Source organism: Micromonospora sp. NPDC018662 (assembly GCF_044391475.1).
GTDB lineage: Bacteria > Actinomycetota > Actinomycetes > Mycobacteriales > Micromonosporaceae > Micromonospora.
The window spans coordinates 966,587-983,363 of the sequence record NZ_JBISAC010000002.1; the positions used below are offsets into that span (position 1 = coordinate 966,587).

Genomic DNA, 16,777 nt, shown 5'->3' on the forward strand with positions numbered 1-16,777 from the left:
CGCTCGCGCAGATCGCGCAGCTCTAACGGGGGAGTACACCGTGCGTACAACCATGTCCGTTCCATGGTGGAGACTGCTGGCGAGGTGGGCGGCCGTCACCGCCCTGAGCGCCACCGCGGCGGGCCTGCTGGCCGGGCCCGCCGCCGCCGCCGCCCCGACGACCGATCCCTCGCCGCGACCGACGACGACGGCCGAGCAACCGCGTCCGGCGACCGTGCCGTCGGCGGCACCGACCACCACTCCGGCTCCCACCGCGACGCCGGCCCCGGCAAAGCCTGCGGCGGTCGCCAGCACGGCCGCCACCTGCGGTGGGCAGCTTCCGCTGGGCAAGGTCATGAACTGCGCGTCGATCACCGGCGCCGCGCAACACACCTGGACGGTCACCTCGACGGTCGACCAGGACACCCTGCTCGTCCGGCTCCGGCAGGTCTCGGGGGACGGTGTCGGCGCACAGGTCACCGGTCCCGACGGCAGCAACGCCTGCTACGCCGGCCCATACCTGAACGACTGCCGGCTCGGCGCGGCAGGCACCTACCGGATCACGGTGACGCTCACCTACGGCACCGGCAAGGGCGCCTACTCGCTGTCGGCGGAGTCGATGCGGGCGCCGTCCACCTGTGCGACGCTCTCCGAGAGCTTCTTCTCCTTCGCGTCGGCCGGACGCAGCGGCACGCTGCCCGCCGGCCTGGCCGCTCGCTGCTTCACGTTCACGCAGCCCACCGGCACGGTGCTGCACCTGGCCGACCCGGGCGGCGCCGAGGACATCCAGGGCAACATCCTGGACGGGCAGTTCCAGCCGATCTGCTCCGTGCGCTACGCCACCGAGTGCACGCTCGGCTCGCCGGGGCCGTACCGGCTCTTCCTGGAGGAGACCTACGGCACCAAGGCCGCCTACACCCTCAAGATGCCGCGGATCTCGCGGTCGGTCGGCTGCCCCGCCCTGCCCCTGACCACCTTCGGTGACCCGGGCTCGGCGGTCGGCACCGGCACCGTACCGCCGAGCGAGGGGGTTGGCTGCCAGAAGCTGCGGGTCACCACGCCCGGCCCGCTGCTCGTCCGGATCGAGCAGTACGCGAACCAGTACCTCAACTGGCAGGTGTACGACGACGCGGGCCAGGTGGTGTGCTCGGAGTACGACTCCTGGCGTTCCTGCGCGGCGCCGACCGTCGGCTCCTACACCCTGCTGATGCGGAACTGGAACTGGGAGCCGGTCACCTACCGGGTGGCGGTGGCGCGGCTCGACCAGGGCGTGGGCTGCGCCGACCCGACCGGACTCGCCTGGGACCAGCCGACCCTGACGGTGCACCAGACCTCGGCCGTGCAGACCAACTGCCAGCCGTTCCACGGCGAGGCCGGCGAGCGGGTCATGGTCTACCGGGCCCCGGACCGCTACAACGACCTCTACTCCTGGCTCGTCGACGAGCAGGGGGCCGTGCTGTGCACCGAGTGGTCGGAGGAGGACGGCTGCGTCCTGCCGTCGACCGGCACCTTCCGCGTCGTCTCCTACCTCTCCCGGTGGGAGCCGGAGGACACCGACCTGACCTACCGGCTACAGATCCGCCTCCTCGGCGACGCGACCGGCTGCCCGACGGTCACGCTCGGCGCGTACAACGCCGCGCCAGCAGGCGCGCTCGGCGGCATCCGCTGCCGCGTCCTGGACCTGCCCGAGGGCACCTTCCGGGTCAAGGCGGTCGGCGAGGACAACTACCGGCAGTACGCGACCGTCTACGACGACGCCGGGCACAAGGTCTGCACGGACGTGCGGTGCGAGATTCCCGCCGCCGGGCGGTACATCCTGGTGCTCAGCGGCGGCGCACCCGACGCGGTGATCGACGACAGCCTGCGGTACCACCTCGCGGTGCTGCCGTGGATGCCGTCGGACTGCCGGCCGGTGTCCGACACCGGTTGGCAGGACGCACCGGTGCGGGGACGCCTGAGCACACCGGCCCAGTTCGACTGCCTCCAGCTGAGCAGCCCCGCCGGCGCCCTTCTCACCGGGCTGTTCCCGGGCGACGCCACCGGAGCCGGCTGGCCCGAGATGACGGTGGTCGACGCCACCGGGGCCTCGGTGTGCGACGAGTACTCGTTGCGGCAGTACCACTGCGAGCTGACCGGCCAGGCACCGTTCCGCGCCGTACTCAACTCGGGCAACGGCGACGCGGACGGGCCGTACTCCCTCGCCTTTGCCCGCACCGACGGCCCGCCCGCCTGCCCGGCGCTGCCGGCGGGTGCGACGGGGGCCACGGTGACCACGGGCGCGGACCGCTTCGGGGTCTGCCTCTCGATCCCGGCCGACGCGCGCGGGGCCACGGAATCGATCACCTGGAAGCGGACCAGCGGCACCGGTGACGCCCGCCTGTCCGTGTTCGACTCGGCCGGCCGGCGCTACTGCGGGCCGACCGGCTACGCCGTCGAGCGAACGATCTCCTGCACGCTACCGGCCGGCCCGGTCACGGTGATCCTGGAGGCCGACGCGGTCGCCGCCACCTATCAGCTCACCCACCGGGACGCCAGCCTGCCGGCGAGCTGATCGGCGACGGAACGGGAGACGCCCGGTCGATCCTCGCGGATCGACCGGGCGTTCTCGCATTTCACGAGCGGTGGCGGCGGGATTTGAACCCGCGGAGGGCGTAAACCCTCACACGCTTTCGAGGCGTGCTCCTTAGGCCACTCGGACACGCCACCGCCGACGAGGGTACAGGACCACCGGTACCGACGCCGAACCGGTATCCCGTCCGCCGGCCTGGCAGGATCTTTGCCATGAGTACGCACATCGGCGCTGAGCCGGGAGAGATCGCCGAGCGGGTCCTGATGCCGGGTGACCCGCTGCGGGCCAAGTGGATCGCGGAGACCTACCTCGAGGAGGCCCGCTGCTACACGACGGTGCGCGGCATGCTGGGCTTCACCGGGCGGTGGAACGGCGTCGACGTCTCCGTCCAGGGCTCCGGCATGGGCATGCCGTCCGCCTCCATCTACGCCCACGAACTGATCAACGAGTACGGCGTGAAGACGCTGATCCGGGTCGGGTCGTGCGGGGCCCTGACCGAGGACCTGCAACTGCGGGACGTGGTGGCGGCCATCGGCTCGTCCACCGACTCGAACATGAACCGGATGCGCTTCGACGGGCTGATCGACTACGCCCCGGTGGCCGACTTCGGGCTGCTGCGTACCTCGGTCGAGGTGGCCGAGCGGCGCGGCATCACCATGCGGGTCGGGCCGATCCTGGCGGCGGACGCCTTCTACACCGACCGCCCGGACCTGTACGACACGCTCGCCGACTACGGCGTGCTGGCGGTGGAGATGGAGTCGGCGGCGCTCTACACGATCGCGGCCCGGTTCAAGGCCCGCGCGCTGACCATCCTGACCGTGAGCGACCACATCAAGACCGGCGAGAAGACCACCTCGCAGGAGCGTGAGCAGACCTTCGCCCAGATGGTCGAGATCGCCCTCGACACCGCCATCGCCTGACCGTTTCGTCGCCGCGCCGCCCCGGGACCGCATGGTGCCGGGGCGGTCGCCGTCCGTCCCCCCGCCAGAAGACGGGTCTCGCTTCACGCGATATGACACAGCGGCATAATTATGACGCTGTGTCATATCGCCGAACAGCAGGTCGTGCTTCGGCCGCGACACGCCGCCCCAGTCCGCGCGGACACGCGCTCAGCGGAAGAACGCGCGCAGCAACGCGGCGCTCTCCGTCTCCAGAACGCCGCCGTACACCTCGGGGCGGTGCGTGACCCGACGGTCGCGCAGCACGTCCCAGAGCGAGCCGACCGCGCCCGTCTTCGGTTCCCACGCCCCGAACACCACTGTCGAGACCCGGGCCAGCGCGATCGCGCCGGCGCACATGGTGCACGGCTCCAGCGTCACCACCAGCGTGCAGCCGTCCAGCCGCCACCGGCCCAGCCGCTGCGCGGCCCGGCGCAGCGCCAGCACCTCGGCGTGCGCGGTCGGATCGCCGGTCAACTCCCGCTCGTTGCGCCCGATCGCCAGTTCGGCGCCGTCGGGTCCGTAGAGCACCGCGCCGACCGGCACGTCGTCGGCGCCCTCGTCCGGCGTCGGCCCGTCCGGGCCGGTCGCCGCGACCTGGAGGGCCCGGCGCATCCACAGCTCGTGCCGCTGCCGGCGGCCCACCGGGCCCGGGTCGGCCATCGCCTCGTTCGCGCCGGGCAGCACCGACCCGTCGGGCTCAGACCTCACGCAGCTCCTCGACCTCGTCCACGCAGCCGAGCACCTGGCAGATCTCGGCCGTCACGTCGGCCGGCATGTTGCCCTCGTGTGCGCAGAGCGCGAGCAGCTTCGGCGCCGGGATGCCCAGGTCGGCGAGAAGGTCGGCGTCGCCCACCGGGTCGGCCTCCGGGTCCACGGCCGGCTGCTCGGTGTCGTCGTCGCCGCCGGACGGTCGCGGCTCGTCGACGTCCTCCAGCCCGGTGACCGAGGTCTTCAGGTCACCGACCAGCAGCGCGCCCAGCCGGGACTCCTCCGCGTACGCCGAGTCGGAGCCGAAGACCCGCAGGTCCTCCCCCTCGTCGAGGCGCAGGACGACCAGGTAGGTGTCGTCCGCCTCGACGAACAGCAGGGAGAGGTCGGCGTCCGGCTCGACGTCGCGCAGCCGGTCGGCCACCTCCTCGATGTCGGTGACGCCCCGCAGGCTCACCTCGCCGGCGGTCCAGCCGCCGTCGATGCGCGCCACGGCAGCAGCGAAGTACGACACGGTCCCCCCAAATTGGCCTCGGCAGCACGCCGACACGTCACGCGATGCACGTTAACCGGTCGGGTCGGCGGGCGACCGGTCAACGCCCCGACAGGGGCCGGCCGTTCCTGGAGAAAGTCGCCTCAGCCGGCCACGCGGCGGCGCGTCGCGATGAGCTGGCGCAGGCGTTCGCTGCGCGCCCGCTGCGGCCGTTCGCGCTGCTGTACCGCACGGGCACCGGCCAACTCGGCGAGGAGTTGCAGGCGACGGCGGCTCCGATCGGGGTCGAGCCGCGGCGGTGTGGTCCAGGCCATACGGCGAGCGTGAACCGTTACCGCGCGTACGTCAAGATGGTCTTCGCTACGCAGCGAAAGCGGCACCCAAGGTCACCAGAGCGGCCAGTCGCCGGTCTGCGCCCACCGCACCGCGACGATGGCCGCGGCGATGCTCCAGCCGCCCGAGGTGACGATCGCCACCCCGGTGGCCACCCCCCGGTCGCCGTGGCGGGTCAGCACGGCGGCGACCGCCCAGGCGATGCCGCCGGCGAGCACCGTCCACCGGGCGTAGCCGGGCACGTCGTGGCCCACCAGCCCGAACAGCAGCAACCAGGCGAAGGTGAGCACCGCGCCGAGCGCGACGCCAGCACCGGTCACCGGGTACGGCTCGCGGTAGCTGGGCCGCATCGGCCCGCCGGACGGAAAGAGCCCCGACGGGGTACGCGGCGGCTGGTGGAACGCCCCCGGCCCGCCGCCCTCGGCTCCGCCGTGCCACCCGTTCGTCACCGCTGCTCCCCTCCCGACCCGCCCCGCCGACGTGACCCACCGTCACCGGCCGGTGCGACCGGGCCGGCGCGCTCGTTCCCACGGTAGTGGTCTGCCAGGATGATCGGATGCGCTCGCCATCGATCGGACGCCGCGCGCGCCCGGCGTACCCGGTCCTGTTGCTCGTCGCGGCGTTGGCCGCCGGGTGCGACCGACCCGCGGCGCCCGCGGACGCGTGGCAGGATCCGAGCCCGATGGTGACGGCGGCCCAACCGGCCGAGCCGACGGCGAGCCCGGCCCCGCCGGCCGCCTCCTCCGCCCCGGCCGCCAGCGTCGCCCCGACACCGTCGCGCACCGCGGCGCGGCGTGTCTTCCCGGTCCGGGCCGGCAACGTCGACTACCACCCGACGCACGGCGGCTACCCGGGCACCGACCTGTTCGCCGACTGCGGTGAGCCGGTGGTGGCGGTCACCGACGGGGTGGTCCTGGAGGTGAGCCGGGTCGACCGGTTCGACAAGCGCGGGCCGCTCGGGCCGAACAACGGCGGGCTCTCGGTCTCGCTGCTCGGCGACGACGGGGTGCGCTACTACGGCTCGCATCTGAGCGCGATCGCCTCCGGCGTCGACGCCGGCGTCCGCGTCCGCGCCGGGCAGCAGCTCGGCAAGGTGGGCCGCACCGGCAACGCCAACAACGTGTGTCACCTGCACTTCGGCCTCTCCCCGAAGTGCTCCGGCCACGACGACTGGTGGATCCGCCGGGGGGTGGTCTGGCCGGCGCCCTACCTGAACTCCTGGCGCCAGGGCGGCAACCGGTCCCCGGTCGCCGAGGTCACCGCCTGGCAGCGCAAACACGGCTGCCCGGCGTCGCCGGGTCGGTCCGCGGCGGGCGGCTGACCCGACGCGCGGTCCGGCGGCGCACGGCGGACGGCCTTAGCGCGTAGGTTCCACTGCATGACTGCCCGGGATCCCCTCGCCGACCTGCGCCGGATCGCGTTCCTGCTGGAACGGGCCAACGAGGCCACCTACCGGGTCCGGGCGTTCCGGTCGGCGGCCACGGCGCTGGGCGCGCTACCGGCCGGCGAGGTGGCCGAGCGGGCCCGCACCGGCAAGCTGACCGAGTTGGCCGGCGTCGGCGACGTCACCGCCCGCTGCGTGGCCGAGTCGCTGGCCGGCGAGGAGCCGGTCTATCTGCGTCGGCTGCTGGCCACCGAGGGCACCGACTTGGACGACGAGGCGGCGAAGCTGCGGGACGCGTTGCGCGGCGACTGCCACACCCACTCCGACTGGTCGGACGGCGGCTCACCGATCGAGGAGATGGCGCTGGCCGCGGTCGAGCTGGGCCACGAATACCTGGTGCTCACCGACCACTCGCCCCGCCTCAAGGTGGCCCGTGGTCTCACCGCGGACCGGCTGCGCCGGCAGCTCGACCACGTGGCCGCCGTGAACGCGGCGCTGCCGAAGGGTTTCCGCATCCTCACCGGCATCGAGGTCGACATCCTCGCCGACGGCTCGCTCGACCAGACCGACGAGTTGCTCGCCCGGCTGGACGTGGTGGTCGGCTCGGTGCACAGCGGCCTGAACGACGACCGGGCGAAGATGACCCGCCGGATGCTGACCGCGGTCGCGAACCCGCACCTGGACATCCTCGGGCACTGCACCGGCCGGATGGTGTCGTCCCGGCCGGCCGGCGTGACCGGGCCGGGCGACAAGGGGCACCGGGCGCGTACCCGCAAGGAGAGCGAGTTCGACGCGGACGCGGTCTTCGCCGCCTGCGCGGAGCACGACGTGGCCGTCGAGATCAACTCCCGACCGGAGCGGCAGGACCCGCCGAAGCGGCTGATCCGCCGCGCGTTGGAGGCGGGCTGCCGGTTCGCGATCGACACCGACGCACACGCGCCCGGCCAGCTCGACTGGCAGCGCTTCGGCTGTGAGCGGGCGGCGCGCTGCGGCGTACCGGCCGACCGGGTGGTCAACACGTGGACCGCCGACCGTCTGGTGAGGTGGACGGCGGGCCGGGGCTGAGCGGTCAGCCCCGGGCGGCCGGCTCGACCGTGCGGGTGGCCGCGGCCACCGGCTCCGGCCGGCGTCCACGCCGGCCGAACAGGCCCTGCGCCACGGCCACCCCGACCAGCACGATCAGCGCGCCCACCGGCTGGTGCCAGTTCATCCGCTCGCCGAGCACCACGGCGCCGACCAGCACCGCGAAGACCGGGATCAGGTACGTCACGGTGGACGCGGTGCTGGCGCCCGCCAACCGGATGTTGCGCAGGTTGATCACGAAGGCGAGCCCGGTGCCGAGCGCGCCGAGCGCGAGCACGCTGGCCACCACCCGGGGGGACAGGCCGGTCGGCAGCGGTGGCGCACCGGCCACCAGCGGCGCGACCAGCGCGAGCTGCGCGGTCGCCACGAGCAGTTGCGCCGCCGACAACGACAGTCCCGAGTACGCGCGGCCCGCGATGAACTTCTTCTGGTAAGGGATCGCCAGCCCGTAGCAGGCCGCCGCCCCGAGGCACATGAGCTGGCCGGTGAAGTGCGCACCACCCACGCCCGCCCAGACGCCCAGCACCACCAGCACGCCGACGAAGCCCAGCGCCAGCCCGATCGCCCGCCGCGCGGTCAGCCGTTCGGTGCGGAACACCAGCACCGCCAGCGGCAGCACGATGAGCGGCGTGGTGGCGTTCCAGATGCCGGCGAGCATGGACTCGACCCGCTGCTCGCCGTAGCCGAACAGGGTGAACGGCAGCACGACGCCGAACGCGGCCACCACCAGCAGGTGGGCCCAGATCCGGGGCTCGCGGGGCAGCCGGTCGCGCAGCGCGGCCAGCACCACCAGCAGCGTGGCCGCGCCGGTGGCCACCCGGTAGAGGGTGAGGTGCACCGGGTGCAGCTCGCTCACCCCCACCTTGATGAAGAGGAAGCTGGAACCCCAGATCGCGGCCAGTGCGACGAACCCGGGCAGCCAGCTCCGCAGCGGCGCCCGGTCAGGAGTGATATGCGCGTTCACCCCTGACACTCTGCTCCTCGGGCACGCCGAAGTCGCGCGGATTTCGGTCGTCGTGTCGACCGCCACAGCAACCGCCCGATCCCCAACCCTGAACACGGCAAACGGGCTCGACAGCGGGGTGCTCCGGTCACGTAGGGTCGCCCCGTGGGACGAATCGATGACCTCGCCAACCGGTACGTGGCGGAGTGGGCTCCGCTGAGCCCGACCGGCGCCACCTACGTCGGCATCGCCGGCTACGACGACCAGCTCGACGACCTCTCCCCCGACGGCTACGCGGCCCGCGCCGAGCTGGCCCGACGCACGCTCGGCCAGCTCGACGTGACCGAGGCGGGGACCGAGGCGGAGCGGACCGCGCAGGAGGCGATGCAGGAGCGCCTCGGCCTGGAACTCGCCCGGTACGACAGCGGCGAGACCACCAGCGAGGTCAGCGTGATCACGAGCGGGCTGCACGAGCTCCGGATGGTCTTCGACCTGATGCCGACCGACGGCGAGGAGGCGAAGGCCAACGTCGCCACCCGACTCAACCGCTTCGCGTCCGCGCTGGAGGGCTACAAGCGCACGCTGCGGGAGGCGGCCGCGGCCGGCCGGGTCAGCTCGCAGGTGCAGCTCGTCGAGGTGGCCAAGCAGTGCGACATCTGGGCCGACCCGAACGGCGACAACTTCTTCCACGGCCTGGCCGAGCGCCTCGACGCGGACGGCACGCTCGGTGCCGAGCTGCGCAAGGGCGCTTCCGCCGCGACTGCGGCCACTGCCGAGTTCGGGCACTTCCTCCGCACCGAACTGGCGCCCGTCGGTCGGCAGAAGCAGGCCGCCGGCCGGGAGCGCTACGAACTGGCCTCGCAGTACTTCCTCGGCGCGAAGGTCGACCTGGACGAGACGTACGCCTGGGGTTTCGCGGAGCTGGCCCGCCTGGAGGGCGAGATGCGGGCGGTGGCCGCGCGGATCGTCGGCCCCGGCGCCACGGTCGACGACGCGGTACGCGCGCTCGACGCCGACCCGGCACGGACGGTCCGGGGCAAGGAGGCGTTCCGCGACTGGATGCAGGCGCTCGCCGACCGGGCCATCAGCGAGCTGGACGGCACCCACTTCGACATCCCGGAGCAGGTCCGCCGGATCGAGTGCTGTCTCGCGCCGACCAGCGACGGCGCCATCTACTACACCGGGCCGAGCGAGGACTTCTCCCGGCCGGGGCGGATGTGGTGGGCGGTGCCGCAGGGCATCACCGAGTTCTCCACCTGGCGTGAGGTGACCACCGTCTACCACGAGGGCGTGCCCGGCCACCACCTTCAGGTCGCGCAGACCGCCGTCCGGGCCGACCTGCTCAACCGCTGGCAGCGGCTGCTGTGCTGGGTCTCCGGGCACGGCGAGGGCTGGGCGCTCTACTCGGAGCGGCTGATGGACGAGCTGGGCTACCTGGAGGATCCGGGCGACCGCCTCGGCATGCTCGACGGGCAGGCGCTGCGGGCGGCCCGCGTGATCGTCGACATCGGCATGCACCTCGAGCTGGCGATCCCGGTGGACAATCCGTTCGGCTTCCACCCGGGCGAACGCTGGACGCCGGAGCTGGGTTGGGAGTTCATGCGGGCGCACTGCCGGGTGCCGGACGAGACGCTGCGCTTCGAGCTGAACCGCTACCTCGGCTGGCCGGGGCAGGCGCCCTCCTACAAGGTGGGCGAGCGGATCTGGTTGCAGGCGCGCGATGAGGCGAAGGCCCGCAAGGGCGCCGACTTCGACCTGAAGGAGTTCCACCGCCAGGCGCTCGACCTGGGCGCGCTGGGGCTCGACCCGCTACGCCGGGCGCTGGGAAGACTCTGAGGACGACGGTGGCCGGGCGTCGGAGGGACCTCCGACGCCCGGCCGTTTCCGTGGTGCGCCCGGATCAGGCCAGGTCGACCCGGAGCACCGGCTTGGCGGTGAGCGAGTTCGAGTGCTCGTACGCCAACTCGATCACCGGGTCGTCGAAGCTGATCGGGATCGGCGAGGTGATCGGGATGCCGTCCGGGAAGGGCAGGTCCGGCGTCAGCGTGATCTTGATGCCGAGCAGGTGCCCGACGAACCGGGTGGCGTAGAACGCGACGTCGCCGGAGACGGTGAGCCGGTCCGTGACGTACCGCTGCTTCTTGCCCGCCGGGCCGCTGGCCAGCAGCGTGAAGTCGTCGGTGACCGCCTTGTCCATGGTGAACTTCAGGCACTTGAGCTTGCCCCGGTAGGTGGGCAGCTCGACGATGCCCTCGAAGCGCAACCCGGTCATGGTCACCTTGGAGCCGGTGAGCAGGGAGGGCGGGTCGGCCACGAGCGGCTGGTCGGGGTCGGCGGCCAGCTTGGGCAGCGGCTTGCCCTCCTCGACCGGCTTGGGCTTGGTCGGGGCCGGGTCGGCGTCGCCGCAGTCGGCATCCGGCTTCGCCGAGGTCGACGGCTTGGCGCTGCCGGCGGGCTTCGGCGTGACGCTCGCGCTCGGCGTGGCGGCAGCGGCGGGCGCCACTGCCGATGGCGACGGCGACGGCTCGGCCTTCTCCTCCCCGCCGGTGAACAGGTCGGTGATGCCGTCGACGAGGTCGGTCAGCAGGTTGCCGTCCGGGTCCTCCGCCGGCGGCGCCGTCGTGGCGGTGGCGCTCGGGCTGGCCGACGGCGACGCCGGGGCGGTCTTCGAGGCGGACGGCTTCGGCGCCGGCGCCGACGTGGTCGGGCAGGCCGTCGGCGCGGCGACCGCCGGCCGCTGGTCGCGGAGCGCGACCAGACCGCCCAGGGAGACCGCGAGGACCAGCAGGATCGCGTACGCCCGGGGCGGTTGCCCCGACCCGCGGGGCGCGTCCGGCGCGGCGGGGTCGACGGGTGCCGCCTCGCGCAGCGGGTTACGCGGCGCCGGCAACGTGTCGGTGAGGACGCCGGTGGCGTCGTCCTCCCGCTGCCGGGGCGGCAGCAACTCGTCGACGAGGGCGGGCTCCGGCTCCTCGTCCGGCTCCACCGCCGGCTCGTCGACCGGCTGGGCCGGCGTCGGGTCGCCGGCGGCCTCCTTGCGCGGCACCCAGGCGAAGCCGAGCGCGCTGCCGATCATGCCGAGCAGCAGGCCGATGAAGAAGCCGCCGAGGTTCACGCCGATCAGCGAGTAGAGCGCGGTGATCGCCGCGACCACCGCGTAGAACATCCGCTGGGCCGGGCTGAACCAGAGCAGCATGCCGCAGGTCACGAGGATGGTCGGGATGAGCCAGGACAGGAACCCGGTGGGCCCCATCTGGAACGTGAGGCCGTTGAGGCTCATCTGGGTGGTGGCGAAGATCTCCAGACCGGCCAGCGCGGTGAAGAGACCGCCCCAGAACGGTCGTGCCCGGCGCCACCGGCGGAAGCCACGCCACGCCTGGCCGGGCCGACCCGGCCGGGCCTGCTGCGTCTCGGCGGTTGTCACGTACTCCTCCTGGCGGTGCTGACGGGGTGAGACATGGTCGAGGCCCGCGGAGGGCGCCCTCCGCGGGCCTCGCCATCAGATCAGAAGCACTCCTTGGCGTCCTTGCCCACGTTGACCTTCAGCTTCAGGCCGTTGAGGGTGAAGACGCCGGCGCTGGTGGAGCGCGCCACCTGCTCCAGCTTCGTGATGGTCACCGTGTCCGCGCTCTGGCCGAACGCGCCGGGCTGGCCCTTCGTCGGGTTGAGCTCGTTGGCGTCGCGGCCGATCTGGATGTTCTCGAACGTGGCGTCGCCCTCGAGCGACTCCATGTCGATCAGCAGGTTGGTGGCGGTGGCCGGCTTGCCGCCGCCACCGGCGTTGATGGTCAGCACGATCGGCACGCCCGGGATGCTGGCGTTGACCGACTGGCAGAGGTCGTAGAGCTTGGCGTCGGCGATCTCCGAGACGGCCACCGGGTGCTTGGTGCCGCTCTTCTCCTCGACCAGACCGCCGTACTGCTTGAAGCCGTTGCCCTCCAGCTTCGTGGCGCCGACCTTGAAGGTCTGGCCCGACACCGCGAACGAGGCCGCGATCGCGCCGTTGGCCATGCCCAGCACGATGCCGCCGGCGACGACCGTCGCCGGCACCATCATCGCGGCGAAGCGCCGCCAGCGGGTGCCGCCACTCAGCTGACGGTTCTCCGATTCACTCACAAGGTCCTCCTCGACGGGGGTGCGTCTCCGGACGCGGGACGCGACGCGGGACGGGAAAGCTGCGGGGCGGCGCGGATGCCGTCGTGCCGAACGGCCGCGCGGTCGCGGATTGGATGCTCTCGCGAAGCGACAGACCTCACAAGCCCCAAGCTACTGACGGGTAACACAGTCGTGATATCAAGATCGCCTGTGGTTACCAACGGTTAACATCCTCGGGACCACGAGGTCAGGGCAAACCCGCCTGATTACGACAGGATGGCGAACGCGTTTCACCTGTGGTAATCGCCACTGCCAAACATCACAGTTCGATAACGGCGAGCTGGCAAGGCGCTGTGGGTGAGGACCCGATCACCCGTCCGGCCGACCCCGGCCACCGACCGGCGAGCCGTCAGCCCCGCCCGTCCAACCACGACCCCAGCAGGTGGCGGTCGATCGAGTCGATCCGGCCGAGGGAACGCCCGGCGGCGGCCCGTGCCCGCAGCTCCGCCCGGGTGAACCAGCGCGCCTCCACCAGCTCCTCGCCGTCGACCCGGACCCGCGTCGACGACGCCGTCGCCCGGAACCCGACCATCAGCCCGGCCGGGAACGGCCACGCCTGCGAACCCTGATAGGACACCGCACGCACGGACACGCCGGCCTCCTCGGTCAACTCCCGCCGGACCGCGTCCTCCAGGCTCTCGCCGATCTCCACGAAACCGGCCAACAGCGACCAGGAGTCCTCCGCCGCCCCGCGATGCCGGCCCAGCAGGCAACGCGCCGGCTCGTCGGGCGCCTCGACCAGCATGATCACCGCCGGCTCGATCCGCGGGAAGAGCAGCCGGCCGCAGCCCGACCCGGCGCAGGAACGGACGTGCCCGCCCGACCCGGCCACCGTCGCCGCGCCACAGGCGCCGCAGAACCGCTGGCCCCGATGCCAGTGCAACAACCCCTTCGCGTACGCCTGGAGTGCCGCCTCGGCCGGCGCCAGCCCGCCCACCAGGGCCCGGACGTCCACCGCCCCGACCGCGCCGGCCAGCTCGCAGGCCTCGCTCCCGGCCCGACCGGACAGGTCGACGGCGAACACCGCACGCCCCGCGTCCAGCCCCAGGAAGACGGTCTCGTCGGCGGCGGCGAGCAACCCGGCGGCGTCCACCGTCGCCGGGCGCACCGGTGCCCGCTCGGCGTCCACCAGGCAGTTGTCCTGCCACAACGGCAGCACCACGCTTGCCGGATCGGCCAGCCGCTCGGCCAGCCAGACCGCGTCGCCGCGCCGCTCCGCCGCCCGGTCCAGCCAGCCACCGCCGTACGCCAACCCCCGCTCGTCCGCCCGCACCCGCTCACCGTGTCACGATCGGGGCGTCGACGGGGACCCGAAACGGGTGATCGGCACGACACCGCCACCCACCCGACACGACCGCCCGGCCGGAGACTCCCGGCCGGCCCGAGCGTTGGTTACCGTAGGTGTCTCCCGCGGGGGAAGCGGTCCCCGCACATGTACTTCCGATCGAGGTTGCAGTGACGATGTACGGCGAGAAGATGCCGGCCGCCGACGACCGCCCCACCATCAAGGTGGCGGCGGTGAGCTGGCCCGGGGTCGAGCTGGAGCCGGTCGCCACACCGCCCACCGGCGACCCGGGGAAGCCGGCGCGCTCCCGGCGCGGCCGACTGCTGCTGGCCGGCGGGATCACCGCCGTCCTGCTCGCCGGCGGCGTCGGCGTCGGCGCCTACGCGTACGCCGGTGACGTGCCCCGCGGCACCACGGTGCTCGGCACCGAGCTGGGCGGCCGGAGCCGCGCGGAGGCAGCCCAGGCGCTGCGCACCGAGCTGGAACGACGGGCCGACAAGCTGAACGCCCCGATCACCGTGACCGTGGGCGAGCAGAAGGTCGAGCTGAAGCCGGCCGACGTCGGGCTCGCCATCGACGTGGACGCCACCGTCGCGGCGGCCGCCGCCGCCGACGCGCACGCGGTGAGCCGGCTGGTCGGCTCCCGCGCGGTCGAGCCGGTGATCACTGTCGACGCCGCCCGACTGGCGGCCGCCCTGCGCAAGGCGGTGGGCGACCAGGGCCGCGAGATGACCATGCCGACCATCATCTGGACCGGCACCACCCCGAAACCGGTCTACCCGAAGCCGGCGCTGACCGTCGACACGGCCGGCGCGACGGCAGCGGTCACCTCGGCGTGGCTGGCCGCCCGGCCGGTCACCGTGCCGCTGGTGGAGAAGTGGCCGGCGACCACCCGGGAGGAGGTCGACCGGCTCGTCACCGAGTTGGCCCGGCCGGCCGTGGCCGCGCCCGTCACGCTCACCACCGACGGCGGCTCGGTCACCATCCCGCCCGCCGCCATCGCCCGGTCGCTGCGCTTCCCGACCGACGACGCCGGCACGATCACTCCCCGGGTCGACGTCAAGCGCCTGCGCGCCGCGCTCGGCGGCAAGCTGGCGACGCTCGAGGTGGAACCACGCGACGCCGGGCTGACCATCAGCGGCGGCAAGCCGAAGGTGGTGCCGAGCCGGGCCGGCCGCCAGGTCGACGCCGCGGCGCTCGGGCCCGCGCTGCTCGCGGTGCTGCCGAAGCCGACCGGCCGCACGGTGACCGCCGAGCTGAAGCCGGCCACCCCGGAGCTGACCGAGGCCAAGCTGACCGAGCTGGGCATCAAGGAACGGGTCTCCACCTTCACCACCCGGTTCACCGGCGGCCTCTCCTCACCGCGCAGCCAGAACATCGTCCAGGCGGCCAAGGACGTGGACGGCACCATCGTCAAGCCGGGGGAGACGTTCTCGCTCAACGCGCACACCGGCGAACGCGGCTACGACCAGGGCTACCAGGACGCGCCGACGATCGTGAACGGCAAGCTGGTGCCGGGCGTGGGCGGCGGCGTGTCGCAGTTCACCACCACGCTGTTCAACGCGACCTACTACGCCGGGATGGAGGACGTCGAGCACAAGCCGCACTCGTTCTACTTCAGCCGCTACCCGGCCGTCATCGAGTCGACCATCTACTGGCCGCAGCTCGACTTCAAGTTCCGCAACAACACCACGCACGGCGTGCTCATCGACACCTCGTACACGGGCAGCACGATCACCGTGTCGATCTGGAGCACCAAGATCTACGACAGCGTGAAGACCGAGTACGGCCCGCGTCGGAACGTCACCCAGCCGAAGACTGTCTACCTGAAGCCCGGCCCGGACTGCATCGCCGCGGCCGGTGGCGTGGGATTCGCCCAGGACGCGTTCCGGGTGATCAAGAAGGACGGCAAGGTCATCAAGCGGGAGAAGTTCAGCTGGCGCTACGACGCCGAGCCACGCTTCATCTGCGCCCCCGACCCGGGCGCCTGACCCCGGACACCAAGAAGGCCCCGCTCAGCGGGGCCTTCTTCGTGCTCGACGTGGTCAGGGCCGCGCCGCGGCCAGACCCTCCCGTACGCCGTCGGCGTCCCGGTCGGTGCCGTACACCGGGGTGTCCGGCTGCTGCCGCCAGCTCTCGTCCAACGTGCCCGCGTCGACCGGGTCGAAGCCCAGCTCGTCCACGAGCCCCATGACGATCCGCTTGGCGTCCGCGTCGTCACCGGCGACCGGCAGCCCGATCCGGCCCGGCGTGCCCGCCGGCTTGCCCTCGTCCATCAGGTGCGCCGCCTGGATGTTGTTGAAGACCTTCACCACCCGGGCGCCCTTGAGGTGGTCGGCGGTCCACCGGCTGGAGCTGAGGCTGCGGTCCAGCAGCTCGGCCACGTCGCCGTCGCGCTGGGGGTAGTAGTTGTTCGCGTCCACGACCAGCTTGCCGTCGAAGAGCGACGCCGGCAGCTGCGGCACCACCTTCAGCGGGATCGCGATGACCACGAGTTCCGCGCCCTGGACCGCCTCCTCCAGGCTCACGGCCCGGGCGCCGGTCTCGGCGGCGAGGTCGGTCAGGCTCTGCGGGCCGCGGGAATTGGTTACCGCGACGTCGTGGCCGAGTGAACTCAGACGACGGGTGAGGGTGCCCCCGATGTGCCCCGACCCGATGATTCCGATCTGCATGACCACTCCTGTACCCCGACCGGTCCGTACCGATCCCGAACCCGCCGTACGTCACGTCACGTTTCCTGGACCCCGTCGGGCGGTCCCCGGCTTGACGGTACGAGACGCAGCGGGTTCGTCGTGGTGATTCCGGCCGTTCGGTGAAACGCAGTCAGGGCCACCCCGAAGGGTGGCCCTGACTGGAAGATTGTCCGGCGGTGTCCTACTCTCCCACACCCTCCCGAGTGCAGTA

At 72.6% G+C, this 16,777-nt stretch carries 14 protein-coding genes, 1 tRNA gene and 1 pseudogene; 6 read left to right on the plus strand and 10 right to left on the minus strand.

The window, feature by feature from the left end; all coding sequences use genetic code 11:
* Positions 1-52 precede the first annotated feature (52 nt).
* Positions 53-2,530, plus strand: a complete 2,478-nt coding sequence (locus ACH495_RS09970; RefSeq protein ID WP_396857305.1) for a hypothetical protein — start codon at positions 53-55, stop codon at positions 2,528-2,530.
* Between the two features lie 68 nt (positions 2,531-2,598).
* Here ACH495_RS09970 and ACH495_RS09975 read toward each other — a convergent pair.
* Positions 2,599-2,685, minus strand: a tRNA-Ser gene (locus tag ACH495_RS09975).
* Between the two features lie 75 nt (positions 2,686-2,760).
* Here ACH495_RS09975 and deoD point away from each other — a divergent pair.
* Positions 2,761-3,468, plus strand: a complete 708-nt coding sequence (gene deoD / locus ACH495_RS09980) for a purine-nucleoside phosphorylase (protein ID WP_396857306.1) — start codon at positions 2,761-2,763, stop codon at positions 3,466-3,468.
* A 189-nt stretch (positions 3,469-3,657) separates the two neighbouring features.
* On the opposite strand, the gene ACH495_RS09985 is transcribed toward deoD, so the two are convergent.
* The 4 genes from ACH495_RS09985 to ACH495_RS10000 all read right to left on the minus strand — a co-directional run bounded on the left by ACH495_RS09985 (position 3,658) and on the right by ACH495_RS10000 (position 5,373).
* Positions 3,658-4,149 carry a nucleoside deaminase gene (locus ACH495_RS09985; protein WP_396857352.1) on the minus strand — a complete coding sequence of 164 codons (492 nt, stop codon included), beginning with the start codon at positions 4,147-4,149 and terminating at the stop codon, positions 3,658-3,660.
* Between the two features lie 37 nt (positions 4,150-4,186).
* Positions 4,187-4,711, minus strand: a complete 525-nt coding sequence (locus ACH495_RS09990; protein WP_396857307.1) for a tRNA adenosine deaminase-associated protein — start codon at positions 4,709-4,711, stop codon at positions 4,187-4,189.
* A 122-nt stretch (positions 4,712-4,833) separates the two neighbouring features.
* Entirely contained in the window at positions 4,834-5,004 is a 171-nt protein-coding gene (locus ACH495_RS09995; protein WP_175441502.1) for a hypothetical protein, read from the minus strand.
* 72 nt (positions 5,005-5,076) lie between these two features.
* Positions 5,077-5,373 (minus strand): hypothetical protein, encoded by a 297-nt coding sequence (locus tag ACH495_RS10000; protein ID WP_396857353.1) that lies wholly within the window; start codon positions 5,371-5,373, stop codon positions 5,077-5,079.
* A 332-nt stretch (positions 5,374-5,705) separates the two neighbouring features.
* Between ACH495_RS10000 and ACH495_RS10005 the strand changes: the two genes are divergently transcribed.
* Positions 5,706-6,344 (plus strand): M23 family metallopeptidase, encoded by a 639-nt coding sequence (locus ACH495_RS10005; RefSeq protein WP_396857354.1) that lies wholly within the window; start codon positions 5,706-5,708, stop codon positions 6,342-6,344.
* Between the two features lie 57 nt (positions 6,345-6,401).
* Positions 6,402-7,472, plus strand: coding sequence for a PHP domain-containing protein (locus tag ACH495_RS10010; protein ID WP_396857308.1), 1,071 nt, complete (start codon positions 6,402-6,404; stop codon positions 7,470-7,472).
* Here the strand turns inward: ACH495_RS10010 and ACH495_RS10015 are convergent.
* Positions 7,355-8,454: pseudogene (locus ACH495_RS10015) on the minus strand (DMT family transporter); the annotation flags it as partial. The gene ACH495_RS10010 and the pseudogene ACH495_RS10015 sit on opposite strands and share 118 nt — an antisense overlap.
* A gap of 144 nt (positions 8,455-8,598) precedes the next feature.
* Here ACH495_RS10015 and ACH495_RS10020 point away from each other — a divergent pair.
* A complete protein-coding gene (locus tag ACH495_RS10020) occupies positions 8,599-10,269 on the plus strand; it encodes a DUF885 domain-containing protein (RefSeq protein ID WP_396857309.1) in 1,671 nt (556 codons plus the stop codon).
* A 64-nt stretch (positions 10,270-10,333) separates the two neighbouring features.
* Here ACH495_RS10020 and ACH495_RS10025 read toward each other — a convergent pair whose 3' ends face one another.
* From ACH495_RS10025 to nudC, 3 genes are all read right to left on the minus strand, one after another.
* Positions 10,334-11,857 (minus strand): DUF6114 domain-containing protein, encoded by a 1,524-nt coding sequence (locus ACH495_RS10025; protein WP_396857310.1) that lies wholly within the window; start codon positions 11,855-11,857, stop codon positions 10,334-10,336.
* An 80-nt stretch (positions 11,858-11,937) separates the two neighbouring features.
* Positions 11,938-12,489, minus strand: coding sequence for a DUF6230 family protein (locus tag ACH495_RS10030; RefSeq protein ID WP_396857355.1), 552 nt, complete (start codon positions 12,487-12,489; stop codon positions 11,938-11,940).
* A gap of 448 nt (positions 12,490-12,937) precedes the next feature.
* Positions 12,938-13,861 (minus strand): NAD(+) diphosphatase, encoded by a 924-nt coding sequence (gene nudC / locus ACH495_RS10035; RefSeq protein WP_396857311.1) that lies wholly within the window; start codon positions 13,859-13,861, stop codon positions 12,938-12,940.
* A 188-nt stretch (positions 13,862-14,049) separates the two neighbouring features.
* On the opposite strand from nudC, the gene ACH495_RS10040 reads away from it, so the two are divergent.
* Positions 14,050-15,864 (plus strand): VanW family protein, encoded by a 1,815-nt coding sequence (locus tag ACH495_RS10040; protein WP_396857356.1) that lies wholly within the window; start codon positions 14,050-14,052, stop codon positions 15,862-15,864.
* 54 nt (positions 15,865-15,918) lie between these two features.
* Here ACH495_RS10040 and ACH495_RS10045 read toward each other — a convergent pair whose 3' ends face one another.
* A complete protein-coding gene (locus ACH495_RS10045; protein WP_396857312.1) occupies positions 15,919-16,545 on the minus strand; it encodes an NADPH-dependent F420 reductase in 627 nt (208 codons plus the stop codon).
* Between the last annotated feature and the right edge of the window lie 232 nt (positions 16,546-16,777).